Raw genomic sequence first — 26,686 nt, forward strand, 5'->3', positions numbered from 1 at the left:
TCAATGCGTCAGCCCTCCTCGGGGCCACCGCTCTCCTCGTCGGCCGACTTCTGCTGCTCTTCCTTGGGCGCCTCGGTGGCCTGGGCCTGGGCCGCTGGGGCCGCCGGTGCCGCCCCCGGCTGGGGCTCGGCCACCGCGACGCGCGCGGGCCTGATGGTCCGCTCGCCGATGCGATACCCCGGCTGCAGGATCGCGACGCAGGTCGTCTCGGTGACGTCCGGTGCGTACGAGTGCATCAGCGCCTCGTGGATCGTCGGGTCGAAGGGCTCGCCCTCCTTGCCGAACTGCTGCAGGCCCAGCTTGGCGGCGACCGTCTCCAGCGATTCGGCCACCGACTTGAAGCCGCCCACCAGCTCGCCGTGCTCACGGGCGCGGCCGATGTCGTCGAGCACCGGCAGGAGCTCGGTCAGGAGGTTCGCGACGGCGATCTCCTTGACCGTGGCCCGGTCGCGCTCGACCCGGCGGCGGTAGTTCTGGTACTCGGCCTGGAGCCGCTGGAGGTCCGCGGTGCGCTCGCCGAGCGCGGTGCGGGCCTGGTCCAGCTGGGCCGTCAGGCCGGCGATCTGTGCGGTCGCGTCCCCTGCCGGGGCCGCCGGGCCCTCCTCCGCGGGGTTCGCGGAGGGAGTGGCGGCGGCGGCTTCGGCGGCGTCATCAGGCGTGGCGCCGGAGGGGACGTCGGGCTTCTCCTCGAAGCCCGGGGTCTCCTCCGTCATGCGGCCCCCTTCGGCTTCTCGTCGTCGACGATCTCGGCGTCGACGACATCGTCGTCAGCGGCGGCACCCTGGGCGGCACCCGGGGCCTCACCGGCACCGGCGGCTCCGCCCGCGGCCTGGGCGTCCGCGTACATGGCCTGGCCGAGCTTCTGGGAGACGGCCGCGACCTTCTCCGTGGCGGTGCGGATCTCGGCGGTGCCCTCGCCCTTCAGCTTCTCCTTGAGCTCGTTCACCGCCGTCTCGACCTCGGTCTTGACGTCGCCCGGAACCTTGTCCTCGTTGTCCTTGAGGAACTTCTCCGTCTGGTAGACGAGCTGCTCGCCCTGGTTGCGGGTCTCGGCGGCCTCGCGGCGCTTGTGGTCCTCCTCCGCGTACCGCTCGGCCTCCTCACGCATCCGGTCGACCTCGTCCTTCGGCAGCGAGGAGCCGCCGGTGACGGTCATCTTCTGCTCCTTGCCCGTGCCGAGGTCCTTGGCGGTCACGTGCATGATGCCGTTGGCGTCGATGTCGAAGGCGACCTCGATCTGCGGGACGCCGCGCGGGGCCGGCGGCAGGCCCGTCAGCTCGAACATGCCGAGCTTCTTGTTGTACGCCGCGATCTCGCGCTCGCCCTGGTAGACCTGGATCTGGACCGACGGCTGGTTGTCCTCCGCCGTCGTGAAGATCTCCGAGCGCTTCGTCGGGATCGTCGTGTTGCGCTCGATCAGCTTGGTCATGATGCCGCCCTTGGTCTCGATGCCGAGGGACAGCGGGGTCACGTCGAGGAGCAGGACGTCCTTGACCTCGCCCTTGAGGACACCGGCCTGGAGGGCGGCGCCGATGGCGACGACCTCGTCCGGGTTCACACCCTTGTTGGCCTCGCGACCGCCGGTCAGCTCCTTGACGAGCTCGGCGACGGCGGGCATACGGGTGGAGCCACCGACGAGAACGACGTGGTCGATCTCGGAGAGGGCGATGCCCGCGTCCTTGATGACGTTGTGGAACGGGGTCTTGCAGCGCTCCAGCAGGTCGGCGGTCAGCTGCTGGAACTGGGCGCGCGTGAGCTTCTCGTCCAGGTGCAGCGGGCCCTCGGCGGACGCCGTGATGTAGGGCAGGTTGATCGAGGTCTCGGTGGACGAGGACAGCTCGATCTTGGCCTTCTCGGCAGCCTCACGGAGGCGCTGGAGGGCCATCTTGTCCTTGGACAGGTCCACGCCGTGCCCGGACTGGAACTGCTTGACCAGGTACTCGACGACGCGCTGGTCCCAGTCGTCACCACCGAGGTGGTTGTCACCGTTGGTGGCCTTCACCTCGACGACGCCGTCGCCGATCTCCAGCAGCGAGACGTCGAAGGTGCCGCCACCGAGGTCGAAGACCAGGATGGTCTGGTCGTCCTTGTCGAGACCGTACGCCAGGGCGGCGGCCGTCGGCTCGTTGACGATGCGCAGGACGTTGAGGCCCGCGATCTCGCCGGCCTCCTTGGTGGCCTGGCGCTCGGAGTCGTTGAAGTACGCCGGGACGGTGATCACCGCGTCGGTGACCTTCTCGCCCAGGTACGCCTCGGCGTCGCGCTTCAGCTTCTGCAGGATGAAGGCGCTGATCTGCTGCGGGTTGAAGTTCTTCCCGTCGAGCTCGATCTTCCAGTCGGTGCCCATGTGACGCTTGACGGACCGGATGGTCCGGTCGACGTTCGTGACCGCCTGACGCTTGGCCACCTCGCCGACCAGCACCTCGCCGTTCTTGGCGAAGGCGACGACGGACGGCGTGGTCCTGGCGCCCTCGGCGTTGGTGATGACGGTGGGCTCGCCGCCTTCCAGAACGCTGACGACGGAGTTAGTCGTGCCCAGGTCGATGCCGACCGCACGTGCCATTTTCGATTCCTCCAGCTGACTTGAGTGGAACAGGCTCAAGGATGCACGACAGCCAGACCAGAGTCAACAGAGTTGAGTCACTTACGCTCAACTTATACGCGGGGCGACGGCGCGGAACGAAGGCGCGACCCGCCGCGTACCCGAGAACCGCCACCCCCTCACACACCACCGTGCGATCGTTTGGACAACGAACCAAAAGCCGCATTAGCTGCCATTAGCCGCAAAGTCGTCAGGTGTGTACCCATGCGCCCCTCCCCCCACCCCAAGCGCATCCTCGATCTGGTCCTCGGCTCGGCCCTGCTCGCCCTGGCGGCGCCGCTGCTCCTCGCGGCCACCGTCGCCACCGCCCTGAGATGCCCGCCCGGCGGCGTCTTCGTGACGGAGACGAGAACCGGTCTCGACGGCCGGCCGTTCACCCTGCGCCACCTGCCCGTCCGCCGCTTCCGGCTCGACGCGCTCTCCCGCCTGCCCCATGTCGTACGCGGCGAGATGTCGCTCGTCGGCCCGGCGCCCCTGCCGCCCGGCACCCCTGCCGCCGATGCCCCCTGGCGCCGCAGCGTCAGGCCGGGGCTGACCGGCCTGGCCCAGATCCGGCGCTCCTCCACCCTGCCGTGGGACGAGCCGCTGCTGCTCGACCAGCACTACGTGGAGCACCACTGGCTCGGCCTGGACCTCGCCCTCCTGCTGCGTACGTTGCGGAGGGTGGCGGGTCAGGCTCGCCTGAGCGACGCAGATCACCGCCTGCGCGGCTACAGTGCGGCCGATTAAGTGGGTACGCTCAGCACGAACTGAATAAGTTACCACTTAGTAGTACTCAGGCAGTGCGCCGAGCGGTGACACTGGTTGTGCCGAATCTCCCACCTCGCAGGCCCGAGGAGCCCCCATGCAACTCGCCGCGATCATTGTGTCGCTGACCCTGACCGTGGTCGGCGTTGCTCTCATCGCCCGAGCCGTCGCGCAGATCTACCGGTTCGTGAAGCTCGGTCAGCCCGTGCCGGCCGGCAGCCGCACGGACGACCCGAAGGCGCGGACGATCACCCTGGTCAAGGAGTTCCTCGGCCACACCCGGATGAACCGGTGGGGGATCGTCGGCTTCGCCCACTGGTTCGTCGCGATCGGCTTCCTGACCCTGCCGCCCACGCTGGCGCAGGCCTACGGGCAGCTGTTCCGGGCCGACTGGGTGCTCCCGGTCGTCGGCGGCTTCCTGCCGTTCGAGATGTACATCGAGTTCATCGGCCTGATGACGGTGGTCGGCATCGCCGTCCTGATCGCGATCCGGCTGCTCAACCTGCCCTCCCGGGCCGGCCGCAAGTCACGCTTCGCGGGCTCCAAGGCGTGGCAGGCGTACTTCGTCGAGTACGTCATCCTCACCATCGGCCTCGCCATCCTGGTCCTGCGCGGCCTCGAGGGCGCGATCCACGGCGTCGAGCACTACGAGGCCGCGTACTTCGCCTCGTACCCCCTGGTCCTGGCCTTCGAGGGGCTGGACGTCGGCACGCTCCAGACGCTCATCTACTTCACCGCGATGATCAAGATCGGCGTCTCGCTGATCTGGATGATCACGGTCTCGCTCAACACCAACATGGGCATCGCCTGGCACCGCTTCCTCGGCTTCCCGAACATCTGGTTCAAGCGGAACGCCGACGGCTCGACCGCCCTCGGCGCGCTCCAGCCGATGACGTCCGGCGGCAAGGAGATCGACTTCGAGGACCCGGGCGAGGACGACGTCTACGGCGTCTCCCAGGTCGAGCACTTCTCCTGGAAGGGCATCCTCGACTTCTCCACCTGCACCGAGTGCGGCCGCTGCCAGTCGCAGTGCCCCGCCTGGAACACGGGCAAGCCGCTCTCCCCGAAGCTGCTGATCATGTCGCTGCGCGACCACGCGCACGCCAAGGCGCCGTACCTGCTCGCCGGCGGCGGCAAGACCATGGAGGGCGAGGAGAAGGCCTCCGAGGAGGCCCTGAAGGACGTCCCCGCCTCCGCCCTCGCCGAGGCCGAGCGCCCCCTCATCGGCACCCTCGAAGAGAACGGCGTCATCGACCCGGACGTCCTGTGGTCCTGCACCACCTGCGGTGCGTGCGTCGAGCAGTGCCCGGTCGACATCGAGCACGTCGACCACATCGTCGACATGCGCCGCTACCAGGTCATGATCGAGTCCGCCTTCCCGAGCGAGGCCGGCACGATGCTGAAGAACCTGGAGAAGAAGGGCAACCCCTGGGGCCTGGCCAAGAAGCAGCGCGTGGAGTGGACCAAGGAGGTCGACTTCGAGGTCCCGATCGTCGGCAAGGACGTCGAGGACCTCTCCGAGGTCGACTACCTGTACTGGGTCGGCTGCGCGGGCGCCCTGGAGGACCGGGCCAAGAAGACCACCAAGGCCTTCGCGGAACTCCTGCACATGGCGGGCGTCAAGTTCGCGATCATGGGCGGCGACGAGAAGTGCACCGGTGACTCCGCCCGCCGCCTGGGCAACGAGCCGCTGTTCCAGCAGCTCGGCCAGGAGAACGTGGCGATGCTGAACATGGCGTTCGGCGAGGACGACGAGGACGAGTCGACGAAGAAGCCCAAGTCGGCCAAGAAGATCGTCGCGACCTGCCCGCACTGCTTCAACACGATCGCGAACGAGTACCCGCAGCTGGGCGGCGAGTTCGAGGTCATCCACCACACGCAGCTGCTCCAGCACCTCATCGACGAGGGCAGGCTGACCCCGATCACGTCGGTCGACGGCCTCATCACGTACCACGACCCGTGCTACCTGGGCCGCCACAACAAGGTCTACACGCCGCCGCGCGAGATCATGTCGGCCGTCCCGGGCCTGCGCCAGCAGGAGATGCACCGCCACAAGGAGCGGGGCTTCTGCTGCGGCGCCGGTGGCGCCCGGATGTGGATGGAGGAGCGGATCGGCAAGCGCATCAACACCGAGCGCGTCGACGAGGCGCTGTCCCTCAACCCGGACATCGTCTCCACCGCCTGCCCCTTCTGCCTCGTCATGCTCACGGACTCCGTGAACGGCAAGAAGAACGACGGCAAGGCGAAGGAGTCCCTCCAGGTCGTGGACGTGGCCCAGCTGCTGCTGGAGTCCGTCAAGAAGCCCGTGGCCGAGGCCCCGGCGGAGGGCGACGGCGAGGACGAGGGCGCGGACGCCGAGCCGGAGCCGGTGAAGTAGCCCCTCGTACGAAAGCGGCCGGACCTGCCCAGGGGGCGGGTCCGGCCGCTTCAGTCTCCCCTAGGGGATGTCACAGCTCAGCAGCAAAGGCGCCCTTCGTCCCGGCCCCGGACACCGCCCACAGCGGGAGCCGGTAGTTTCAAGGGGTGGCTGGATTCAGGATCGGACGCGGCCGGGACAACCGCACACGGCAACAACACCCGCAGGCACCGCAGCAGGCGCCGTACGGCAGCACGCCGCCGCCCCCGTACGCGGGGCCGCAGCAGCAGTGGCCGCAGGGCCGGCAACCGTACGGTGAGCCGGAGTACTTCGGCGACCCCTACGCGCAGCAGCCCCCGGCCGCCCCGCACGACCCGTACGCGGCCAACAACCCGGGCCACACGCGCGCCTTCAGCATCCACGACGACGCGTACGGCGAGGGCGCCGCGTACCAGGACGGCGCCACCTACCAGGCGGGCGCCGGCCCCACGCCGGCCGGCCCGCGCCTGCACTGGAAGCAGCTGCTCAGCGGCATCGTGCAGCGCCCGGGCCCGACGTTCTGGCAGATGCGCGACCACGCGGTGTGGGGCCCCGCGCTGGTGGTGACGTTCCTCTACGGCCTCCTGGCCCTCTTCGGGTTCGACCAGGCCCGCGAGGAGGCGATCAACGCGACGCTGTCGACGGCGATCCCGTCCGTCCTGCTCACCGGCGTGATGTTCGTCATCGGCGGCCTCATCATGGGCGCGGTCACGCACACCCTGGCGCGCCAGCTCGGCGGTGACGGCGCGTGGCAGCCGACGGTCGGCCTCTCGATGCTGATCATGTCGATGACGGACGCGCCGCGCCTGGTCTTCGCGCTGTTCCTGGGCGGCGAGAACACCCTCGTACAGGTCGTGGGGTGGCTGTCCTGGGTGGCGGCGGGAGCGTTGTTCACGTCGATGGTCAGCAAGTCGCACGACCTGCCGTGGCCGAAGGCGCTGGGCGCGTCGGCGATCCAGCTGGTGGCGCTGCTGTCGCTGATCAAGCTGGGCACGATCTGACGCGCGCGTACGTACGACGAAGGCCCCCGCCCAAGGCGGGGGCCTTCGTCATGTCCGGGCTCAGGCGTCCAGCACCTGCCCCGACCTCTGCACCACGGGCTTCTCCACGCTCCACGGGAAGTTGATCCAGTCGTCGGTGCGCTTCCAGACGTACTCGCACTTCACGAGGGAGTGCGACTTCTCGTAGATGACCGCGCTGCGCACCTCGGCGACCGTGCCGAGGCAGAAGTCGTGCACCAGCTTCAGGGTCTTCCCGGTGTCGGCGACATCGTCGGCGATCAGCACCTTCTTGTCGCTGAAATCGATCGCGTTCGGCACCGGCGCGAGCATGACCGGCATCTCCAGGGTGGTCCCCACCCCGGTGTAGAACTCCACATTGACCAGGTGGATGTTCTTGCAGTCCAGCGCGTACGCGAGCCCACCGGCCACGAACACCCCGCCGCGGGCGATGCTCAGCACGATGTCCGGCTCGTACCCGTCGTCGGCGATGGTCTGCGCGAGCTGGCGGATCGCGGTCCCGAACTTCTCGTAGGTCAGGTTCTCCCGTACGTCACTCATGCTCACACCTGCGTCCGATGGAAGTTCTGGAAGGACCGCGAGGCCGTCGGCCCCCGCTGCCCCTGATACCGCGACCCGTACTTCTCGGAGCCGTACGGGAACTCGGCCGGCGAGCTGAGCCGGAACATGCACAGCTGCCCGATCTTCATGCCCGGCCAGAGCTTGATCGGCAGCGTGGCGAGGTTCGACAGCTCGAGCGTCACGTGCCCGGAGAAGCCGGGGTCGATGAACCCGGCGGTGGAGTGCGTCACCAGCCCGAGCCGCCCGAGGGAGCTCTTGCCCTCCAGCCTGCTCGCGAGGTCGTCCGGCAGGCTGATCACCTCGTACGTGGACGCGAGCACGAACTCCCCCGGGTGCAGGATGAACGCCTCGTCCCCCTCGGGTTCGACCAGCCGCGTCAGATCCGCCTGCTCCACGGCCGGATCAATATGGGGATAGCGGTGGTTCTCGAACACCCGGAAGTAGCGGTCCAGCCGCACGTCGATGCTCGAGGGCTGCACCATGGAGTCGTCGTACGGGTCGATGCGTACCCGCCCGGCGTCGATCTCGGCCCGGATGTCCTTGTCTGAGAGAAGCACGCCCCGAGGATACGCAGAGCGCGCGGGCCCGCCCCAATCGGACAGCCTCCGCGCGCTTCCCACCGCCGCGCTACCGCCGCTGCAGCTCCACGGGCACGGCCTGCCGCAACCGCGCACACCGCGGACACCGCAGCAACCGCCCGGGCCCGATCCGGCCGGCACCGAGCTGCTGCATCGGGAACGAAGCGGTACTGAAAACGTGCCCTTCGGCACAGCGGACGACGGTGCGCTCCATGGAGTCCATCGAGTCTCTTCCCCAACCAATGCGTGGACGAGAAAGCCACATTAGGGGATCAACGGGACACCACTCCAGGCGGCACTCCGCCCCCACACCGTACGCCTCAACTCCCGCCCCCCGCACCCGGATCCATCCCCCACACAGCACAAAGACCCCGCGGCGCAATACACCGGGGGCCTGCCAATGAGGTACAGTGAGCGACGGTACGGCACCGGTCCTCCGGTCCGACTTACGCGGGTGTAGTTTAATGGTAGAACATGAGCTTCCCAAGCTCAGAGCGCGGGTTCGATTCCCGTCACCCGCTCCACGCAGAAGGCCCAGGTCGCAGACCCGGGCCTTTCTTGTTGTCCGGCCACGCCAGGCGTCGCGCACCAGATCCGCACGACTGGGGCCTGTCCCGCGTTCCGGCGTGAGCCCTGCGGAATAATCGTGGCATGGCATCCATGCCCAGCGTCACCGAGCTCCGCCGCGCCAAGTTCGCCCGGCGGCTCCCCACCGAGCTGTCGATGCTCGCCGGCCCGGCCCACGGAACTGTGCGCCTGCCCTTGCACCTGGCGTGGTCCGGACTGACCGAGTTCGATCTCGACCAGCCGCGACTGCGGATGAGCTATTACCGGATCGTCCTTGCCGAGGGTATGCGCGAGGATCTGATGCGCCACCTCAACCGTGACACGCTCCTCGGCATGTGGCCTGAGCTTCGGACGCTGATCAGCCGCGACCTCCGTGCTGTCTGGGAAGACGCGTTCCCCGAGCTGACCTCGGACACGCGGGCCGCTGCGTGAACCTGACAGAACTCCACCGCCGCCTGCTCACCGACGTACTGAGCGTGGGCGACGCCTATCCGCTGGCGCTCACCGGTGGATACGCCGTACAGGCCCACGGCCTGGTCGACCGGCTCAGCCAGGACCTAGACGTCGCCACCGAGAGCCCTGCCCATATGGAGAACATCGCCAACACCGTACGCGCCGGGCTGGAGGAGCGTGGTTGGCTGGTGCATGCGTTGGAGACCGAACCGCTCTCAGCCCGGCTGATCGTCACCGACCCTGGCAGCGGCGAAGAGTGCGAAGTCGACATTCTGAAGGAAGCACTCTGGCGCCCGCCCGTGCAGACAGAGCACGGCCTGGTCCTGTCCCTCGAGGATGTCGTCGGGACCAAGGTCCGCGCCCTGGCCCACTGCGGACTCGCCCGCGACCTGATCGACGTACGCGCCGCCACGGAGCACTGGAGCCATCTCGAACTCGAAGAACTCGGCCGCCGCCACGCCCGTGAGGCCTTCGATCTCACCGACCTCCAGGCCCGCCTCGGCGGCGCCGACTGGATCGATGACACCGAGTTCGCCGCTTACGGACTCGACGCACACTCCATTGCTGCCCTGCGCCAATGGGCACAGGAGTGGGCCGATGACATCGCAGAACGGCTCCAGGAACTGGAAGACCCACAGGACAACTGATCGGCTCCGTCGTCGGCAGGCTCGGCGCACCGAACATCACGCCCTCCCCTTGGCGGCGCAGATGAGCCAGCAGTGAGTCATGCCCCCACGAGACGAGCGCAAGGCACCTCACCACCCGTGCATTCCATGTCCGTGGCGGGTGGTCCTGGAGTCTGGCTCAGCACGGCCTCGACGGTGCTTGCGGCCACCGTCGCGTACATCTGCTGGATTCCCCCATGGTCAAGAAAGCCAGCCAACTTCCCGGCGCACAGTTCAGCGTCTGAACCGCGAGACCGAGCACATCCGCGAAGCTACGACTGCCGTGTGACGAAGCCACGGCACGACCGCAGGCCGCGTTCCCAAGCTCAGAGCGCGGGTTCGATTCCCGTCACCCGCTCCACGCGAAAGCCCCAGGCCAGTGGCCCGGGGCTTTGTTGTCGTCCGGACCGGGTCAGTGGCCCCAGGCTCCCGCAGCACTTGAGACTCGGCGCCTGCGCTTCACCGTGCTGCGCGTCACATCGACAACGCCAAGCTCGAGATCAGCACGAGGGGAGGCAGGAGCATCGTGGCCAGGTGGCTGAACAAGGCCCGCATCATACGCAGTACGGAGAACAACAGCAGCCCGCCCGCGAGCCAGTAACCGAAGATGCGGGCCGCGAGTTGCTGAGCGGCGGTCTCCTGTTCCCGGGTGGTGGCCTCGAAGATCAGCACTCCTCCGATCAGCATCAGGAGGAGCAGCCCGCACAGCAGCAGGTTCGCCATACCTACGATGACAGCGACCGGCCTGTCCGCCTGACGCACTCGTCTCCACAGCTGTATGGCGCTCATGGGCACGGAGCCTATTTCAAGGCGGCGCCGATGGCCCCTCTTCGAGCCGGGCACGGAAGGTGTCCTCGCACTGTTCGACCGAACGGCGATGACGCACCACCCCCGTCGATTCGCCCCGAGTGGGGCCCGGGACTGCGTACGGCGCACGTCCGCGCTCCACCATTGCCCAGGCCTATCGCTCCCAGAGAGCCGGCCCGGTCGTGAACGCCGACGGGCGGCGTGCGCCGACGCGGTGTCGGTGTACGCCGCCCTCGGGCGGGATGGCCGCGGGTCATTTCGGGTCGCGGTTGAACACTGCCTTCGACCACAGGTAGCCGAGAACGGTCAGCGCCAGGCACCAGGCGATCGCGAGCCATCCGTTGTGGCCGATCTCGGTGCCGAGCAGCAGGCCGCGAAGGGTCTCGATGGCGGGTGTGAACGGCTGGTACTCGGCGATCGGCTGGAACCAGCCCGGCATCGCGTCGACCGGCACGAAGGTGCTGGAGATGAGCGGCAGGAAGATGAGCGGCATCGCGTTGTTGCCGGCGGCTTCGGCGTTGGGGCTGACCAGGCCCATGCCGACTGCGATCCAGGTGAGCGCCAGGGCGAACAGCGTGAGCAGCCCGAACGCCGCCAGCCACTCCAGGGCGGTGGCGTCGGTGGACCGGAAGCCGATGGCCACGCCGACGGCACCGACGAGGACGACGCTCATGATCGACTGGAGCACGCTGCCGACGACGTGCCCGACGAGCACCGATGGGCGGTGGATCGCCATCGTGCGGAAGCGGGCGATGATGCCCTCGTTCATGTCGTTGGAGACGGACACCGCGGTCCCGATCACGGTGCTGCCGATGGTCATCAGCAGCAGGCCCGGCACGAGGTAGGCGATGTAATCGGAGCGGTCCCCGCCGCCGATTCCGGCGCTCATCGTGTCGCCGAAGATGTAGACGAACAGCAGCAACAGCATGACCGGGGTGAGCAGCAGGTTCAGCGTGAGCGACGGGTAGCGACGGGCGTGCAGCAGGTTGCGCCGCAGCATCGTGGACGAGTCGCGCACGGCCAGGGACAGGGAGCTCATCGGACCGCCTCCATGGGCTGGTTGGGGACGCCGGCGCCGCCGCCGGTCAGGGCGAAGAAGACGTCGTCGAGATCGGGGGTGTGCACGGTCAGCTCGTCGGCCTCGACGCCGGCCGAGTCGAGCCAGTCGAGGATGGCGCGCAGCTCGCGCTGGCTGCCGTCGCTCGGGAGCTGCAGCGCCAGCGCCTCGTCGTCCCGGGAGGCCTCGCGCAGGGCGGAGGCTGCGCTCTGGTACGCGGCCGGGTCGGCGAAGCGCAGTCGCACGTGCCCGCCGGGGATGAGCCGCTTCAGCTCGGCGGCGGTGCCCTCGGCGGCGCTCCTGCCGTCGTTGAGCACGGCGATACGGTCGGCGAGCTCGTCGGCCTCCTCCAGGTACTGGGTCGTGAGGAAGACGGTGACGCCGTCGGAGACCAACTCGCGGATGATGCCCCACATGTTGTGCCGGGAACGCGGGTCGAGGCCGGTGGTCGGCTCGTCGAGGAAGATGATCCGCGGGCTGCCGACCAGCGTCATGGCGATGTCCAGGCGGCGCTTCATCCCGCCGGAGTAGGTGGAAGCGGGCTTCTTCGCCGCCTCGACCAGGTCGAAGCGCTCCAGCAGCTGGGCGGCGACCCGCCGCCCCTCGCGCCGGGAGAGATGGTGCAGGTCCGCCATGAGGAGCATGTTCTCCTCGCCGGTGATCAGGCCGTCGACGGCGGAGAACTGACCGGTGACACCGATCGCGGCGCGCACCGCCTGAGGGTCGGTGGCCAGGTTGTGGCCGCCGATGTGGACGGCGCCGGTGCCCGGGTCGGCGGAGACAAGGGTGGAGAGGATCTTGACGGCGGTGGTCTTGCCGGCGCCGTTCGGTCCGAGCAGGGAGAAGATCGTTCCTTCCGGGACGGCCAGGTCGACACCGTCGAGCACGAGCTTGTCGCCGTAGGACTTGCGCAACCCGTTCACCGCGATGGCCAGGTTCGTCATGAGGGGTGCTCCTTCGGAGGTCAGAGGCTGCGGGCGGTGATGTCGCCGTGGGAGGTGGTCGCGTGGATGTTCAGGTCGGCGGCGCCGTCGTCGGTGTTCTTCAGCGCGTTGTGGATCCGGCCGTAGCCGGTGCCGGCGTCCAGGGAGGCGGACACTCCGCGGGCGGCGCCGATGGACACGTCGCCCATCTGGGTGGCCAGCGCGACCGTGCCGCGTACCGCCTCGGCGATCTTGATGTCACCCTGTTGAGTGCTGATCTCCGCCGGGCCGCCCAGGCGGCCGACCACGACGTCACCGGCAAGGGCGGCGAGGCGGACGCTCGCGGCCTCGTCGATCTTGATCGCGCCGTTCGCGCCGTCGAAGGTGATGTCGCCGAGCCGTCCGACGCCCCGGAATTCGGCGCAGGACGACTTCCCTTCGATGCGCGAGCCGGCCGGCAGCCGGACGGTGACCTCGACCGATCCGGACGGGCCGAAGTACTGGTTCTTCGCCGCCGGGGCGTCGATTCGCAGAACACCGTCGCGGTAGTCGACGGTGGCCTGCTCGGCGGCCTTGACGTCGCGGCTCTTGGCGGAGTTGGCGGGCCGGACCTCGACGGTGGTGTCGGTCCGGTCGGCGGCGATGACCTGAAGGCGTCCGGCGGGGATGTCGACGACGACGGCGACCGGGGCGGGGGTGTCGAACTTCTGCATCGTGCTCTCCTGTACTCGCTGGTGTTTCCGACATCGCAAAAGCTACGTTGCGTTCGGACATTGGGCAACGAGTTCGTTGCATATGAACAGCGTTAATGCAGGTAGAAGGGGTGGAATCGTTGCAACTGGTCTAGATTTAACGCAACATCAGCAGCATGCGCGTTGCATTGGATGAGCGGTGAAAGCTACAGTGCGGGCATCTGAGGAACCGTGAAGGGAGACCGCGATGCCGGGAGGCAGACTCACCCAGCAGGAACGTCAGCAGATCGCGCTGGGGCTGGCCGACGGGCTCGCCTACGCGGAGATCGCCAGACGTCTCGACCGCCCGACCTCGACCGTCACACGCGAGGTCATGCGCAACGGTGGCCCCGTCGACTACCGCGCCGACCTGGCCCACCGCGCCACCGAACGCCGCGCCCACCGGCGCAGGCAGACCGCACCCAGAGGGCAGCAGGCCCCAGCGGCGGCCCCAGGACGCGACGCCGAGGCCGTGCGCGAGTACGAGGAGACGTTCACCACCCTCTTCATGCAACAGGGCCTGCCCAAGATGACGGCTCGGGTGCTGACCTGCCTCTTCACCACCGACGCGGGCAGCCTCACCGCGTCCGAACTCGTCCAGCGCCTCCAGGTCAGCCCGGCGTCCGTCTCCAAAGCGATCGCGTTCCTCGAAAGCCAGGGCCTCGTCCGCCGTGAACGCGACGAACGCCGCCGCGACCGCTACGTCGTCGACAACGACGTCTGGTACCAGTCGACGATCGCCGCCGCCCGGTCCAGCGCCCAGCTCGCCGAGATCGCGCGGCAGGGGGTGGGCATCCTGGGCCCCGACACCCCCGCCGCCGTCCGCCTCGAGAACATCGCCCGCTTCAGCGACTTCATCAGCGAGAGCATCACCCGCGCCGCCGAGCAGTCCCGCGAGGTCCTCTACGCCAAGGCCGAAACGACCTCGGGTGGCACCGCCGAGCCACGTCCAGATCACTGACGGACAGCCGTCTTGCCGGCACAGGCCCGAGGGTTCCAGCACCAGGAGCAGTCCCGGGAGGTGCCCGTCGGACGCCCGCGCCGCGCGGATCCACTGCCTGGGGCCTCGTCATACAGCGTCGGCCCTGGTGTGAGCTCACCAGGCCGAGGGCAGCCAGCTGGTCGTCCCGTCCGACCGCTGCGGCGCGCGCTACGTCAGCGCCATCACGCGCGTGCGGGTCGGGCCCTGCCCCGTACCACCGGCTGGCATGCCCTCGGCGGGCTGGCGTGCCCCGGTGCCCCGGTGCCCCGGCGGCAGCGCGCCGGGGCACCGGCCGGGCTCAGGCCGTGGCCAGCGAGATCTCGGTCGACTTGATCAGAGCGACGACGGAGGCGCCGGCGGCGAGCCCCAGGTCGTCGGCTGCTTCCTTCGTGATGGCGGCTGTCAGCTCGGCGCCCCGGACATCGATCTTGACGCCCGCCATGGCACCGCCGGTGGCGATGTCCGTGACGGTCCCGGGGAGCTGGTTGCGGATGCTCAGGCCCTGCACCGGGCCGGTGGCGAGCGACACCTCGGTGGACTTGACGAGCACGCGCACCGCCGAACCCTGGTTGATACCCAGGTCCTTGACCGCGTCGACGGTGATGGCGGCGGTGAGGTCCTGCCCGCCGTCGAGCCGCACCTTGACGGTGGCCATGACCTCGCCGGGCGTGACGGATACGACGGTGCCCGGGATCTGGTTCCGAATGCTCAAGCTCATGATGAATGCTCCACAGGAGGCGAATTGTGAGGGTTTGCCTGTCGCGTCCTGATCACTGTAGCCACGCTCGCGGCAGCCCGCCGGGCCTGCCTCGCAGCCACCAGGAGGTGCCGACGCATGGCGCGGCAAAGCCCAGGGGGCCGCTGCAGGCGGCCCTTGGCGCTTCCTCCCATCGGCATCTCATCTGCCACGGAGGAAGGCGCAAAGAATTGCAGATGCGAGCCGAACCCCCCTAGCGTGTCGCACATGCAGTCCTACACAATTGGCCAGGCCGCGCGGCTCCTGGGCGTCAGCCCCGACACCGCGCGCCGCTGGGCGGACGCCGGCCGGGTCGCGACCCACCGTGACGAAGCAGGCCGCCGCCTCATCGACGGCCGGGACCTGGCCGCGTTCTCGATCGAGGTCGCCCAGGGCGGCCAGGGAGACGACGACAGCTCGTACACCACGGCCCGCAACGCCTTCCCCGGCATCGTCACCGCCGTCAAGCTCGGCGATGTCGCGGCCCAGGTCGAGATCCAGGCCGGGCCGCACCGGCTCGTCTCCCTGCTCACCCGCGAGGCCGTCGAGGAACTGGGGCTGGAAGTCGGCATGCAGGCCACCGCCCGCGTGAAGTCCACGAGCGTGCACATCGACCGGACCTGATCGCCCGGCTCTCGCTCGTTCCGTTCAGCGGCGTCGCCGTCCCGGCGCGGCTTGCTCACCCCATCCACCGCCCCGGGCGGCGCCCGCCCGTACGCACGTCACACCAGGAGTCGACCCTCATGCCCCAGACCCTCACCCGTCGCCGCGCGGCGGCCGCCGTCCTGGCCGCCGCCCTGCTCGTGCCGCTGGCGGCCTGCGGCAACGACGACGGCGAGAAGGACTCCGCGGCGTCGCCCAAGGGGAGCGCCGGCTCCGCGCCGAAGGCGAACCTGACCGTGCTGGCCGCCGCGTCGCTGACGAACGTGTTCAAGACCGCGGGCGCCGCGTACGAGAAGGCCCACCCCGGCACGGAGATCACCTTCTCCTTCGCGGGCTCCCAGGAACTCGTGGCCCAGGTCAAGCAGGGCGCCCCCGCCGATGCGCTGGTCACCGCCGACACCAAGAGCATGGACAGCGTGCGGGGCGAGACCGGCACACCGGCCGTCATCGCGAAGAACCGCCTGGTCATCGCCACCGTCGAGGGCAACCCCAAGAAGATCGGCGAGCTGAAGGACCTCGCCGACCCGCAGCTCAAGGTCGTCCTCGCGGCGCCCGAGGTGCCGGCCGGCAAGTACAGCCAGAAGATCCTGGACGCCCAGAAGATCACGGTGAAGCCGGTCTCCCAGGAGCCCAACGTCCGCGCCGTCCTCAGCAAGGTCGAGCTCGGTGAGGCCGACGCGGGCCTCGTCTACAAGACGGACGCGGACAGCGCGCCGGACAAGGTCGACGCCGTCACGATCCCCGACGCCCAGAACGCCATCACCGAGTACCCCGCCGCCACGCTGAAGGACTCCAAGAACGCGGAGGCCGCTGCCGCCTTCGTGGCCTGGCTGTCCTCCCCCGAGGGCCAGAAGATCCTCCAGGACGCCGGCTTCCAGAAGCCGTGATCCCCATCCCCCATCCGTACGAGGGCTGCCCGCTCGGGGGACCGGGCAGCCCTCGTGCCCGTACCAGCAGGAACCACCGATGAAACGCTTCGCCCCGCGCACGCCCGTCGCCCTGGCACTGCCCGCGGTGGTGGCCGTCGCGTTCCTGCTTCTGCCCCTGGTCGGGATTCTGGCCCGTACGTCCTGGGGCGAGCTGGGCGAGCACCTGAGCAGCGAGCAGTCCGTGGAGGCCCTGCGGCTGTCGCTCGTCGTGTCGTTCTGGGCGCTGGGCCTGTCCCTGCTCCTGGGCGTGCCCCTCGCCTGGCTGCTGGCCCGGGTGTCCTTCCCCGGTAAGGCGCTGGTCCGCTCGCTGGTGCTGCTGCCGATGGTGCTGCCGCCGACCGTGGGCGGGGTGGCCCTGCTGCTCGCGTTCGGGCGGCGCGGGGTGCTCGGGCCGTGGCTGGAGGACTGGTTCGGCATCACCCTGCCGTTCCACACCTCCGGCGCGGTCGTCGCCGCGACGTTCGTCGCCATGCCGTTCCTCGTCATCAGCCTGGAGGGCGCGCTCGCCGGGCTGAACAAGCGGTACGAGGAGACCGCCGCGTCCCTCGGGGCGCCGCCGTTCCGGGTGTTCCGCACGGTCACGCTGCCGATGGTCGCCCCCGGACTGGCCGCGGGCGCCGCGCTGACCTGGGCGCGGGCGCTGGGTGAGTTCGGCGCGACGATCACCTTCGCGGGCAACCTGCCCGGCAGCACCCAGACACTCCCGCTCCAGGTCTACCTGCTGCTCCAGGACGAGCCCGAGGCGGCGACGTCCGTCTCGCTGTTGCTGCTCGTCATCGCCATGGCCGTCCTCGTCGCCCTGCGCGGCCGCTGGACGACGTCGCCCACACCGGGGGGCGCGGCACCGCGGCGACCCGACCGGAACGACACGGTGTCCGTACCGCTCCCGGCGCCGTCATCCTCCGAACCGGTGCCGGAACCGGACGCCTTCTGGGCCCTGCACGCCGACGTCACCGGCTACAACCGGCTCACCCTCGACGCGGAACCGGGAACCACCATCGCCGTCGTCGGCCCCAACGGCGCCGGCAAGTCCACCCTCCTGCGCGCCCTGCTCGCCCTCACCGACCGCGCCCACGCCCGCCTCCGGCTCGGCGACACCGACGTCACCGGCCTCCCTCCCCACCGGCGCGGTGTCGCCTGGGTCCCGCAGGACGGCGCCCTGTTCCCGCACCTGACCGCCCTCGCCAACACCGCGTACGGGCTGCGCACCCAAGGCGTACCGCGCGCCGAGGCCCGGGTCTCCGCCCAGCAGTGGCTCGACCGCCTCGGCGTCGGCCACCTCGCCCACCGCCGCCCCACGCAGCTCTCCGGCGGCCAGGCCCAGCGCGTCGCCCTCGCCCGCGCACTCGCCACCCGCCCCCGGCTGCTGCTCCTGGACGAACCGCTCGCCGCGCTCGACCAGACCACCCGCGCCCACGTCCGCCACACCCTGCGCCGCCACCTCGACGGCTTCGGCGGCGTCTGCCTCATCGTCACCCACGACCCCGTCGAGGCCGTCTCCCTCGCCGACCGCGTCCTCGTCCTGGAGGACGGCCGGGCGCTCCAGGACACCTCCCCGGCCGAGGTGACCCGCCACCCCCGCTCTCCCTGGGTCGCCCGCATGCTCGGCCGCAACGCCTGGCCGGGCACCGCCACCACCGACGGCCTCACCCTGCCGGACGGCACGGCCGTCATCGCCGCCGAACCCGTCACCGCCGGTACCGACGCCCTCGCGATCATCGCCCCCGAAGCGGTGTCCCTGCACCGCGACAAACCCACCGGCAGCCCCCGCAACTCCTGGCCCGGCACCGTGCGCGAGATCACCGCCGTCGGCAGCCGGATGCGCGTCCTCGTCACCTCCGACGAGGCCCCGGACCTCGTCGCCGAGATCACCCCGGCCGCCGCCACCGACCTGGGCCTGGCCGACGGCACACCGGTCTTCACCAGCGTCAAGGCCACCGAGGTGACGCTGGTGGCCCGGTAGGGACCTGCCCGGCCGTGGGGAGCCGCCTGTTGCCGCGGTCACCTCAGCGGCGGCATCCACGCCGATGCCCCGCGTCCTTCACCGTGCGGTCCGCGGATGGAGCAGCCGGGCGATCAGGTCGTCCAGGCTGATCAGTCCGGTGAGCCGACCGCCCTCGTCGCGGATGACCGCGAGGGACGCACGGTGCCGGCGCAGGGTTTCGAGTGCGTGGGAGGCGCTGTCGTCGGCGTTCAGCTCTGGTACGGGCCGGGCCAGTTGGCGTGCGGTGACGGTGCGGCCGCGGGTGCGGGCGACCAGGGCGTCGCGGGCGTGGACGGAGCCGAGGATCGTGTCGCCGTCGCGGACGAGGAGGCGGGAGCGGTCGGCGGTGGTGGCCTCGGCCAGGATCGCGTCCAGGCCGGCGTCGGCGGGGACGGTGATGATGTCGCCCGCCGGGGTCTGGAGGCCGGAGACCGGCGTCTGCGGTTCGGTCAGGGAGCGGGTGATCAGTTCGGAGTCGGTCTTGTTGATCAGGCCCAGGCGCTCGGACTCGGCGACCAGGTGGGTGAGCTGCTCGCGGTTGTGGACGGCCGTCAGCTCGTCGCGCGGGTGGACGCGGCACAGCCGTACGAGAGCGTTGCTGACCTTGTTGAGCAGCCAGATCAGTGGCCGTACGGCATTGACCAGGGCGCGGAAGGGCGGCGTCAGCAGCATCGCCGAGCGCTCGGGGTGGGCGATGGCCCACGACTTGGGCGCCATCTCGCCGAGCACCATGTGCAGGAAGACGACGACGATCATGGCGAAGGCGAACGCGATGCCGTAGCTGAGCCCGCTGGGCAGGCCGAGCTTCACCAGCAGCGGGTCGACCTGGTGGGAGATCGCGGGCTTGGAGATGGAGCCGAGGCCCAGGGTGCAGATGGTGATGCCGAGCTGGGCGCCCGCGAGCATCAGGGACAGCTCGCGCATACCGGCGAGTGCGGCCTTGGCGCCGCGCTGCCCGTCGGCGGCCGCCTTCTCCATGCGGTGCCGCTTGGCGGCGACGAGGGCGAACTCGGCGGCGACGAAGAACCCACTGCCGATCAGAAGCAGGACGGTGACGAAGAGGGCCATCGGGAAACTCATGCCTGTGCCTCCTCGGCCGGCTGCTCCATGCGCTGCATGCGTACGCGTTCGGGGACGTGCCGGTCCAGGCTCAGGACCTGGATCCGGACCCCGTCCACGGTCAGACGGTCGCCGATCGCCGGGAAGCGGCCGAGCCGGTCGATGATCAGGCCGGCCACGGTGTCGTAATCCTCTTCCTCGGGCAGCGCGATGCCGGTCGCCTGCTCGACCTCGTCCAGGCGGCGCCCGGCGTCCACCAGCCAGCCGTCCCCGTCGGCGACGGCGAGCTCGACGACGGTGTCGCTCTCGTCCGCGATGTCGCCGACCAGCTCCTCGGCGATGTCCTCGTACGTGACGATCCCGGCGACGCCGCCGTGCTCGTCCAGGACGACCGCGAACTCGTCGTCCCGCTCCCGCATCTGCGCCACCGCGTCGGGCAGCGGAAGCGTGTCGGGCAGCAGCAGCGGCCGGCGGGCCGCCTCCCCCGCCGTGGTGTGTTCGAAGCCGGAGGCCGGCAGCCGCATCAGATCCCGTACGCCGAGGACACCGGCGACGTCGTCGGGGTGGTCGCCCAGGACCGGGTAGTTGGAGTGGCCGTGCTCGGCGATCAGCTCGACGGCCTCGGCGACGGTGGCGTCCTTGCGTACGAACACGGCGTCCACGCGCGGCACCATCACCTCGTCCAGGGTGCGCTCGGAGAACTCCATCGCGTGGTCGAGGAGTTCGGCGGTGTCGGCGGGCAGGTGGCCCTGCTCGTGGGACTCCCCGATCAGATGGCTCAGCTCTTCGAGGGTGGCGCCGTGGTGGAGCTCCTCGACCGGTTCGATACCGACCTTGCGCAGCAGCTTGTTGGCGGCACCGTCGAAGACGTGCACGACCGGCCCCACGACCTTCAGGTAGACCAGGGTCGAGGCGGCGAGGGACTTCGCCAGCCGCTCGGGAACGGCCAGCGCGAGGTTCTTCGGGGCCAGCTCGCCCAGCACCATCTGCACGACCGTTGCCAGGACGAAGGCGAGTACGACGGAGATCACCGAGACGGCGCCGCCGGGCAGGCCGAGGCCGCCCAGCACCGGCTTGAGCAGCACGGAGACGGACGGCTCGGCGAGGAAGCCGACCACCAGGCCGGTGACGGTGATGCCCAGCTGGGCGCCCGACAGCATGAAGGAGAGCCGCTCCAGCACCTTCAGGGCGCGGGCGGCCCGCTTGTCCCCCGCCTCCGCCTCGCGGGCGAGCGCCAGGCGGTCGGCGGCGACGTACGCGAACTCCTGGGCGACGAAGTAGCCGGTGCCGGCGGTCAGGACGAGGACGGCCAGCAGGCCGAGTACGGCGGCGGTCATCGCGGTGCCGCCGGGGGGTCCGTCGGTCTGGCGGACAAGGGGTGCTCCTTCTGGATGGCCATGGGGATGGCCTTCTGGATGGCCTTCTGGATGGGTGGATCAAGGCAACGCCGGCGTCGGCCGGTTACACGGGGGCCGCCGGGCCGACGAGCTCTTCGAGCACGTCCTCCATGGTCACGAAGCCGATGACCGCGCCCGCCTCGCCGGTGACGGCGGCCAGGTGGCTGCCGGCTGCGCGCAGCGCGGTGAGGGTGTCGTCCAGCGGCGTGTCTATACGGACCCGGGTGACCGGGTGCAGCGCGGTGCGCGGGAAGGGCTTGTCCCGGTCGGCCACGCCCAGGGTGTCCTTGATGTGCAGGTAGCCCAGGACGGCTCCGGTCGGGCCGGTGACCGGGAACCGGGAGAACTTGGCGGCCGCCGCGGTCCGCTCCAGCCCCGCCGGGGTGATCGTGTGGGGGACGGTGTGCATCTTCTGGGCGGGTACGGCGATCTCGCCGACCGGCCGGGAACCCAGCTCCAGGGCGTCCCGCAGCCGCTCACTGTCGGCGGGCGAGAGCAGTCCGGCCTCGCTGGAGTCCTCGACCATACGGGCGAGCTCGTCATCGGTGAAGACCGACTCGACCTCGTCCTTCGCGTCCACCTTCATCAGTCGCAGCAGGGCGTTGGCGAAGGCGTTGATGGAGAACACCAGGGGGCGCAGGGCGCGGGTCAGGGCGACCAGCGGCGGGCCGAGCAGCAGCGCGGTCCTGGCCGGGGCGGCCAGCGCGATGTTCTTGGGGACCATCTCGCCGATCAGCATGTGCGCGTACGTGGCGAGGGACAGCGCGATGACGAAAGCGACCGGGTGGACCAGGGCGTACGGGAGGTGGACGGCTGCGAAGCCCGGCTCCAGCAGGTGGGCGATGGCGGGCTCGGCGACCGCGCCGAGCACCAGCGAGGACGCGGTGATGCCGAGCTGGGCGGTGGCCATCATCTGGGACAGGTGCTCCAGGCCCCACAGGGTGATCCGGGCCCGCGTGTTGCCCTGGCGTGCGGCCGGTTCGATCTGGCTGCGGCGTACGGAGATCAGGGCGAACTCGGCCGCCACGAAGAACGCGTTGGTCAGCAGGGTGAGTGCGCCGATGAAGAGCTGCACGGTGGTCATCGGGCCTCCTCCAGCTGCTGCTCCCGGGCCGACTGCACCTGCTGTGTCTCGCGGGCGGGCTCGGTGATGTGGACGCGGTCGGCGCGGTGGTGCTCGACGTCCAGGACGTCCAGCCGCCACCCGTCGACGTGGACCGTGTCCCCCTGGGCCGGGATGCGCGCGAGGCGGGTGGCGACCAGGCCGGCCACGGTCTCGTACGGCCCATCGGGCGCGATGAGCCCTATGGCGGCGAGCTGGTCGATCCGGACGCTGCCGTCGGCCTCCCAGGTGGCGCGGCCGTCCTCGGTCGCGGGCGCGGGCAGCAGGTCGGGGATCTCCAGCGGGTCGTGCTCGTCGCGCACCTCGCCGACGACCTCCTCGACGATGTCCTCCACGGTCGCGACGCCCGCCGTACCGCCGTACTCGTCGATGACGACGGCCATGGTGCGCTCGGCGCGCATCCGCTCCAGCAACCGGTCGGCCGGGAGGGTGTCCGGCACGAGCAGCGGCGGGGTGGCGAGGGCGGTGACCGGGGTGGTCGCCCGCTCCTGCGGGGGCAGGGCGAGGACGTCGCGGATGTGGATCGTGCCGATGACCTCGTCCAGGCTGTCGCGGTAGACCGGGAAGCGGGACAGGCCGGTGGCCAGGGAGAGGTTGGCGGCGTCGGCGGCTGTGGCGTGGGCCTCGAGCGCGACGACGTCCACACGCGGGGTCATCACGTTCTCGGCGGTCAGCTCACTCAGGTGCAGGGTGCGTACGAATAGCTCGGCGGAGTCCTGCTCGATCACGCCCCGCCGTGCGGAGTGCTCGGCGAGTGCCACGAGCTCCTGTGGGGTACGGGCCGAGGCCAGCTCCTCGGCCGGCTCCAACCCGAAGCGGCGTACGAACCGGTTCGCCGTGTGGTTCAGGTGCCGGATGAACGGCCCGAAGGCGGCCGTGAAGCCGCGCTGCGGCCCCGCCACCACCTTGGCGACCGCGAGCGGATGCGAGATCGCCCAGTTCTTCGGGACCAGCTCACCGATCACCATCAGCACCACCGTGGACACGGCGACACCCAGCACGGTGGCGACGGACGAGGCCGCGCCGCCCAGACCGATGGCCCTGAGTGGGCCACGTAGCAGGGCCGCGAGCGACGGCTCGGCGAGCATGCCGATCACCAGCGAGGTGACGGTGATGCCCAGCTGGGCACCGGAGAGCTGGAAGGTGAGCTTCCGTACGGCCTTCAGTGCGCCTTCGGCGCCGCGCTCACCGTTCTCGGCGGCGCGCTCCAGCTCGCCGCGCTCGACGGTGGTGAGGGAGAACTCGGCCGCGACGAACACCGCGCACGCCAGCGTCAGCGCGAGTGCCAGGAGGAGCAGCAGGACTTCGATCACCGTGTCACCCCCGTTCCTGCGTCGTGCGGGCTGAGGTGACACGGCTGGGACTGGGAGGTTCACCCATCGCGGGTCCGTAGCTCCTTCTCATATGCGGAAGACGGTGAGGCCAGAAGCAGCATGCTTCTACACCCACTGTAAAGGAAAGGCAAACGAAGACGGCAGGCGCGCCGCCGGGGCGCTGCCGCGCCGGGGCAGGCCAGGCTGCCGGCGGAGCCCGCCAGGGGCCGTTTCAAGACTCGCTGCCGGACGTCCCGAGGTTTCCCGCATCACAAGGGTGCTCCGCCCCTATGCTTCTACATGCGTGTAGATACATCGCGCGGTGGCGTGGCTTCCGGCTGCGCACCATCCATCCGTATCCGTGGGAGAGCTGTCATGACGTCGATCGACCTGGACAAGGTGCTGGACAAGGCATGGACGGACAAACCCCTGGCCGACGTCCTCGCCGCACCGGTTGCCGCCCTGAAGGGTGTGTCGGAGCGGGACGGTGAACTCCTCAAGGAGGCGTTCGGGGTCGAGTCCATAGCCGACCTCGCCGAACTGAAATACGTCCGCTGGGCGCAGGCCCTGGCCGCCCTCGAAGCGGCGAAGTAACCACCGGACCGCCGCCCAGCCAGGGCGACGGGCCATGACGAGAGAACCACACGCATCACGAAGGAGTGAACGCCACGATGGTGTTCAAACGGCTGCTCGGCTCGATCGGTGTCGGCGGTCCCGCCGTGGACACGGTCCTCGCCCCGGGAACGGTGCTTCCCGGGGGAAGCCTCACCGGCGAGGTCCACCTCAAGGGCGGCAACGCGGACTTCGACATCGAGCACATCAGCCTGGAGCTGGTCGCCCGCGCCGAGGCCGAGACGGACGACGGTGAGCACGAGGGCACCGTCGCCTTCGAGCGGTACGTGGTGGCCGGCGGCTTCCGGCTGGCCGAAGGCGAGCAGCGCAGCATTCCGTTCTCGGTGACGCTGCCGTGGGAGACCCCGATCACCGAGCTGTACGGCCAGGCGCTGGGCATCGTGCTGGGCGTACGTACGGAGCTCGGGGTGGCGGGCGCCAAGGACAAAGGCGACCTGGACCCGCTGACGGTGGGCCCGCTGCCGGTCCAAGAGGCGATCCTTGAGGCGTTCGGGCAGCTCGGCTTCGGCTTCAAGTCCGCGGACCTGGAGTACGGCCACATCGGCGGCACCGGCCAGCAGTTGCCGTTCTACCAGGAGATCGAGATCACCCCGTCTCCGCAGTACGCGCACGCGGTCAACGAGATCGAGGTGACCTTCCTCGCCACGCCCGGCGGCATGGAGGTGGTCCTGGAGGCCGACAAGCGCGGCGGACTGTTCTCCGGCGGCCACGACGCGCTCACCCGCTTCACCGTCACCCACGACAGCGTCGCCCACCCCGACTGGAACACCGAGGTCGACGGCTGGGTACGCCGGCTGATCGAGCACCGCTCCTCGCACGGCACCCACGCGTCGTACGGACACAGCGACCACCACCACGGCGACGGACATGGCCACCGGTCCGGCCCCGGTATGGGGACCGTGGTCGCGGCCGGCGCGGCCGGACTCGCCGTCGGCGTGGTCGGTGGCATGGTCGCGGCCGAAGTCGTCGACGAGGTCGGGGACTTCTTCGAAGGCGAGGAGGACGAGGGCGAAGAAGGCTGAGGCGCTCTTGCGCCCCTGATAGCTTCTACATCAATGTAGAAGACGCGGTGGTCCGGGTCGGCTGGAGCCCCCGTCCGGCCCGGACCACCCCGACGATTACGGAGTTCTCATGGCCCTGTGGGACCGCCTCAAGGAGTCCGCATCGACGATGCAGACCCAGCTCATGGCGAAGAAGAACGACCTCAAGAGCGGTGCCTTCCGTGACGCCTCCATGGCGATGTGCGCCCTGGTCGCCGCCGCCGACGGCACCATCGACCCCTCCGAGCGGCGCCGCGTCGCCCAACTCATCGCCACCAACGAGGTGCTGCAGAACTTCCCCGCCGACGACCTCCAGCGCCGCTTCGACGACAACCTCAACAGGCTCACCGCCGACTTCGACTTCGGCAAGGTCAGCGTGCTCCAGGAGATCGCCAAGGCGAAGAAGAAGCCCGCCGAGGCCCGCGCCGTCGTCCAGATCGGCATCGTCATCGGCGGTGCCGACGGCGACTTCGACAAGACCGAGCAGGCCGTCGTACGCGAAGCCTGCTACGTGCTCGAACTTCCGCCGCACGAGTTCGACCTCTGATGCCGCCGGTGTCTCTGCGGGACCAGTCGGCCGAGTAGGCCCAGAAGGCGGCGATCACGATCGCGGCCACGATGCCGGCGCGGCACGAGGGCATCGCCCGGTCCGTCCGCAGTCTCCCGTGACTGGCAGGCGTGGCGTCCCTCGGACGCGGCGAAGCCCCCTCCGACCGCCTTCCCGCCCTTCTGCCCGTTGAAGGGCGGGAAGGCCCGCAGCGAATCCCGGCCCGGGGCCACGCGTTCAGAGCGGGGTCGCCGCCTTCAGGATGAAGAAGAGGGTGACGGCCGAGTTCGCCGACGACAGCGCCGAGACCGTGGTCCCGGCTGCCGCGCCCCAGGCCGCGAGGCCCACCGTCGTGGAGACGGGCGGCCAGACTCGTTCGGCGGGCGCGGGCTCCAGCAGGGCGGCCACCCGGCGCGGCACCGGGCCGGTGGTCGCGAACCCCGCGAGCGTCGCGATGGGCGCCCCGCGCGAGACCAGAGCCGCCTTGCCGATCGCCCGCGCCACCACGCGCCGGTTGCCGACCGCCGCGGCCGCCTCCTCGTCCGCCCACCGCTCCGCGGTGTAGGTCACGGCGGTACGCAAGGGGCGCAGGAACGGGTTGGCGCGGGCCGCGAGCTGCACCGCCAGCAGGAAGCGATGGTGCCGGCCCACCAAGTGAGCCCGTTCATGGGCGAACAGCGCCCGGCGCTCGGAGGCGCTCAATCCGGCCAGCATCCCGGTCGTGACCACGACCCGGCCGCGCCGCCTGCCGGGAAGGGCGTACGCGTACGGCGTCTCGTCGGGCAGCACGGCCACCGACCGGGCAGGCAGCGACGCCAGGGCGTACGTGGCGCGGCGACGTACGCGGTAATGCCGCCACGCCGTCCTCGCGCACGACGCGATCACTACGAGCAGGGCCGGGATGGACACCTTGCCCGCGATCTCGTCGTACGGCACCGCCTCCCGCACCTCCGGATCCGACCAGCCGTCCGGCAGCGGATTGCCGGGCAGTTGCGCGGTGCCGACCACCACGAGCAGCGCCAGGCACAGCGTGCTGCACACGGCGAGAACGCCGGCGACCCCGGTCAGGAGCCAGGTGGCCGCGCGCGGATGCAGATGCTGCTCGGCGAGCCGGGCGATCGGCCATGCGCTTAAGGGCAGCACCAGCGGCAGGAAGACGAAGACCCCCATGGCGG

The 26,686-nt window shown here is 70.1% G+C and carries 26 protein-coding genes, 1 tRNA gene and 1 pseudogene; 14 read left to right on the plus strand and 14 right to left on the minus strand.

What is annotated here, in order from left to right:
- Window positions 1-8: 8 nt before the first annotated feature.
- On the minus strand, window positions 9-713 hold the full coding sequence (gene grpE, locus BKD26_RS15365; RefSeq protein ID WP_084898374.1) for a nucleotide exchange factor GrpE: 705 nt from the start codon (window positions 711-713) through the stop codon (window positions 9-11).
- The gene (gene dnaK / locus BKD26_RS15370; protein WP_084898375.1) at window positions 710-2,563 is read right to left on the minus strand and encodes a molecular chaperone DnaK; all 1,854 of its coding nucleotides are present in this window, start codon (window positions 2,561-2,563) and stop codon (window positions 710-712) included. The genes grpE and dnaK overlap by 4 nt, the downstream gene beginning before the upstream one ends.
- Before the next feature lie 243 nt (window positions 2,564-2,806).
- Between dnaK and BKD26_RS15375 the strand changes: the two genes are divergently transcribed.
- The 3 genes from BKD26_RS15375 (at window position 2,807) to BKD26_RS15385 (ending at window position 6,745) form a co-directional block, all read left to right on the plus strand.
- Window positions 2,807-3,331 (plus strand): sugar transferase, encoded by a 525-nt coding sequence (locus BKD26_RS15375; RefSeq protein ID WP_084898376.1) that lies wholly within the window; start codon window positions 2,807-2,809, stop codon window positions 3,329-3,331.
- Between the two features lie 115 nt (window positions 3,332-3,446).
- Window positions 3,447-5,726, plus strand: coding sequence for a (Fe-S)-binding protein (locus tag BKD26_RS15380; protein ID WP_084898377.1), 2,280 nt, complete (start codon window positions 3,447-3,449; stop codon window positions 5,724-5,726).
- Between the two features lie 146 nt (window positions 5,727-5,872).
- On the plus strand, window positions 5,873-6,745 hold the full coding sequence (locus tag BKD26_RS15385) for a YIP1 family protein (RefSeq protein ID WP_084898378.1): 873 nt from the start codon (window positions 5,873-5,875) through the stop codon (window positions 6,743-6,745).
- 60 nt (window positions 6,746-6,805) lie between these two features.
- Here the strand turns inward: BKD26_RS15385 and BKD26_RS15390 are convergent, their stop codons facing one another.
- Window positions 6,806-7,303 carry a phosphoribosyltransferase gene (locus BKD26_RS15390; protein WP_084898379.1) on the minus strand — a complete coding sequence of 166 codons (498 nt, stop codon included), beginning with the start codon at window positions 7,301-7,303 and terminating at the stop codon, window positions 6,806-6,808.
- Between the two features lie 2 nt (window positions 7,304-7,305).
- Window positions 7,306-7,881, minus strand: a complete 576-nt coding sequence (gene dcd / locus BKD26_RS15395; RefSeq protein ID WP_073756795.1) for a dCTP deaminase — start codon at window positions 7,879-7,881, stop codon at window positions 7,306-7,308.
- A gap of 471 nt (window positions 7,882-8,352) precedes the next feature.
- Here dcd and BKD26_RS15400 point away from each other — a divergent pair.
- The 3 genes from BKD26_RS15400 (at window position 8,353) to BKD26_RS15410 (ending at window position 9,569) form a co-directional block, all read left to right on the plus strand.
- Window positions 8,353-8,426, plus strand: a tRNA-Gly gene (locus BKD26_RS15400).
- 127 nt (window positions 8,427-8,553) lie between these two features.
- The gene (locus BKD26_RS15405) at window positions 8,554-8,901 is read left to right on the plus strand and encodes a transcriptional regulator (protein ID WP_084898380.1); all 348 of its coding nucleotides are present in this window, start codon (window positions 8,554-8,556) and stop codon (window positions 8,899-8,901) included.
- On the plus strand, window positions 8,898-9,569 hold the full coding sequence (locus BKD26_RS15410; RefSeq protein ID WP_084898381.1) for a nucleotidyl transferase AbiEii/AbiGii toxin family protein: 672 nt from the start codon (window positions 8,898-8,900) through the stop codon (window positions 9,567-9,569). The genes BKD26_RS15405 and BKD26_RS15410 overlap by 4 nt, the downstream gene beginning before the upstream one ends.
- Window positions 9,570-10,061: 492 nt before the next feature.
- On the opposite strand, the gene BKD26_RS15415 is transcribed toward BKD26_RS15410, so the two are convergent.
- The 4 genes from BKD26_RS15415 to BKD26_RS15430 form a co-directional block, all read right to left on the minus strand.
- Window positions 10,062-10,310 carry a hypothetical protein gene (locus tag BKD26_RS15415; RefSeq protein ID WP_241518667.1) on the minus strand — a complete coding sequence of 83 codons (249 nt, stop codon included), beginning with the start codon at window positions 10,308-10,310 and terminating at the stop codon, window positions 10,062-10,064.
- A 337-nt stretch (window positions 10,311-10,647) separates the two neighbouring features.
- The gene (locus BKD26_RS15420; RefSeq protein WP_084898383.1) at window positions 10,648-11,433 is read right to left on the minus strand and encodes an ABC transporter permease; all 786 of its coding nucleotides are present in this window, start codon (window positions 11,431-11,433) and stop codon (window positions 10,648-10,650) included.
- A complete protein-coding gene (locus BKD26_RS15425; RefSeq protein WP_084898384.1) occupies window positions 11,430-12,395 on the minus strand; it encodes an ATP-binding cassette domain-containing protein in 966 nt (321 codons plus the stop codon). The genes BKD26_RS15420 and BKD26_RS15425 overlap by 4 nt, the downstream gene beginning before the upstream one ends.
- A gap of 20 nt (window positions 12,396-12,415) precedes the next feature.
- Window positions 12,416-13,087, minus strand: a complete 672-nt coding sequence (locus BKD26_RS15430) for a DUF4097 family beta strand repeat-containing protein (RefSeq protein ID WP_084898385.1) — start codon at window positions 13,085-13,087, stop codon at window positions 12,416-12,418.
- Between the two features lie 226 nt (window positions 13,088-13,313).
- On the opposite strand from BKD26_RS15430, the gene BKD26_RS15435 reads away from it, so the two are divergent.
- A complete protein-coding gene (locus BKD26_RS15435; protein ID WP_084898386.1) occupies window positions 13,314-14,066 on the plus strand; it encodes a helix-turn-helix domain-containing protein in 753 nt (250 codons plus the stop codon).
- A gap of 148 nt (window positions 14,067-14,214) precedes the next feature.
- Window positions 14,215-14,289, plus strand: a pseudogene (locus BKD26_RS41315) (molybdopterin-dependent oxidoreductase); the annotation flags it as partial.
- A gap of 96 nt (window positions 14,290-14,385) precedes the next feature.
- Here the strand turns inward: BKD26_RS41315 and BKD26_RS15440 are convergent.
- Window positions 14,386-14,805 (minus strand): TOBE domain-containing protein, encoded by a 420-nt coding sequence (locus BKD26_RS15440; protein ID WP_084898387.1) that lies wholly within the window; start codon window positions 14,803-14,805, stop codon window positions 14,386-14,388.
- A gap of 246 nt (window positions 14,806-15,051) precedes the next feature.
- Between BKD26_RS15440 and BKD26_RS15445 the strand changes: the two genes are divergently transcribed.
- The 3 genes from BKD26_RS15445 to BKD26_RS15455 all read left to right on the plus strand — a co-directional run bounded on the left by BKD26_RS15445 (window position 15,052) and on the right by BKD26_RS15455 (window position 18,378).
- Complete coding sequence (locus BKD26_RS15445) at window positions 15,052-15,447, plus strand: helix-turn-helix transcriptional regulator (RefSeq protein ID WP_084898388.1); 396 nt, start codon at window positions 15,052-15,054, stop codon at window positions 15,445-15,447.
- 119 nt (window positions 15,448-15,566) lie between these two features.
- On the plus strand, window positions 15,567-16,373 hold the full coding sequence (gene modA, locus BKD26_RS15450) for a molybdate ABC transporter substrate-binding protein (protein ID WP_084898389.1): 807 nt from the start codon (window positions 15,567-15,569) through the stop codon (window positions 16,371-16,373).
- A 79-nt stretch (window positions 16,374-16,452) separates the two neighbouring features.
- On the plus strand, window positions 16,453-18,378 hold the full coding sequence (locus tag BKD26_RS15455; RefSeq protein WP_084898390.1) for an ABC transporter permease: 1,926 nt from the start codon (window positions 16,453-16,455) through the stop codon (window positions 18,376-18,378).
- 78 nt (window positions 18,379-18,456) lie between these two features.
- Here BKD26_RS15455 and BKD26_RS15460 read toward each other — a convergent pair whose 3' ends face one another.
- The 4 genes from BKD26_RS15460 to BKD26_RS15475 all read right to left on the minus strand — a co-directional run bounded on the left by BKD26_RS15460 (window position 18,457) and on the right by BKD26_RS15475 (window position 23,291).
- Window positions 18,457-19,479 carry a hemolysin family protein gene (locus BKD26_RS15460; RefSeq protein WP_084898391.1) on the minus strand — a complete coding sequence of 341 codons (1,023 nt, stop codon included), beginning with the start codon at window positions 19,477-19,479 and terminating at the stop codon, window positions 18,457-18,459.
- Window positions 19,476-20,795, minus strand: coding sequence for a hemolysin family protein (locus BKD26_RS15465; RefSeq protein WP_084898392.1), 1,320 nt, complete (start codon window positions 20,793-20,795; stop codon window positions 19,476-19,478). Before BKD26_RS15465 ends, BKD26_RS15460 begins: the two co-directional genes overlap by 4 nt.
- Window positions 20,796-20,919: 124 nt before the next feature.
- Window positions 20,920-21,939: a hemolysin family protein gene (locus tag BKD26_RS15470; RefSeq protein WP_084898393.1), complete on the minus strand. Its 1,020-nt coding sequence runs from the start codon at window positions 21,937-21,939 to the stop codon at window positions 20,920-20,922.
- A complete protein-coding gene (locus BKD26_RS15475; protein WP_084898394.1) occupies window positions 21,936-23,291 on the minus strand; it encodes a hemolysin family protein in 1,356 nt (451 codons plus the stop codon). The genes BKD26_RS15470 and BKD26_RS15475 overlap by 4 nt, the downstream gene beginning before the upstream one ends.
- A 375-nt stretch (window positions 23,292-23,666) precedes the next feature.
- Here BKD26_RS15475 and BKD26_RS15480 point away from each other — a divergent pair, with 375 nt between their 5' ends.
- The 3 genes from BKD26_RS15480 to BKD26_RS15490 all read left to right on the plus strand — a co-directional run bounded on the left by BKD26_RS15480 (window position 23,667) and on the right by BKD26_RS15490 (window position 25,511).
- Window positions 23,667-23,885, plus strand: coding sequence for a hypothetical protein (locus BKD26_RS15480; RefSeq protein ID WP_084898395.1), 219 nt, complete (start codon window positions 23,667-23,669; stop codon window positions 23,883-23,885).
- Between the two features lie 77 nt (window positions 23,886-23,962).
- Window positions 23,963-24,946, plus strand: coding sequence for a sporulation protein (locus tag BKD26_RS15485; protein ID WP_084898396.1), 984 nt, complete (start codon window positions 23,963-23,965; stop codon window positions 24,944-24,946).
- A gap of 109 nt (window positions 24,947-25,055) precedes the next feature.
- Entirely contained in the window at window positions 25,056-25,511 is a 456-nt protein-coding gene (locus BKD26_RS15490) for a tellurite resistance TerB family protein (RefSeq protein ID WP_084898397.1), read from the plus strand.
- A gap of 237 nt (window positions 25,512-25,748) precedes the next feature.
- On the opposite strand, the gene BKD26_RS15495 is transcribed toward BKD26_RS15490, so the two are convergent.
- A complete protein-coding gene (locus BKD26_RS15495; RefSeq protein WP_084898398.1) occupies window positions 25,749-26,681 on the minus strand; it encodes a M56 family metallopeptidase in 933 nt (310 codons plus the stop codon).
- Between the last annotated feature and the right edge of the window lie 5 nt (window positions 26,682-26,686).

Origin of the sequence: Streptomyces sp. CB03238, from assembly GCF_002099185.1 — a bacterium.
Lineage (GTDB): Bacteria > Actinomycetota > Actinomycetes > Streptomycetales > Streptomycetaceae > Streptomyces.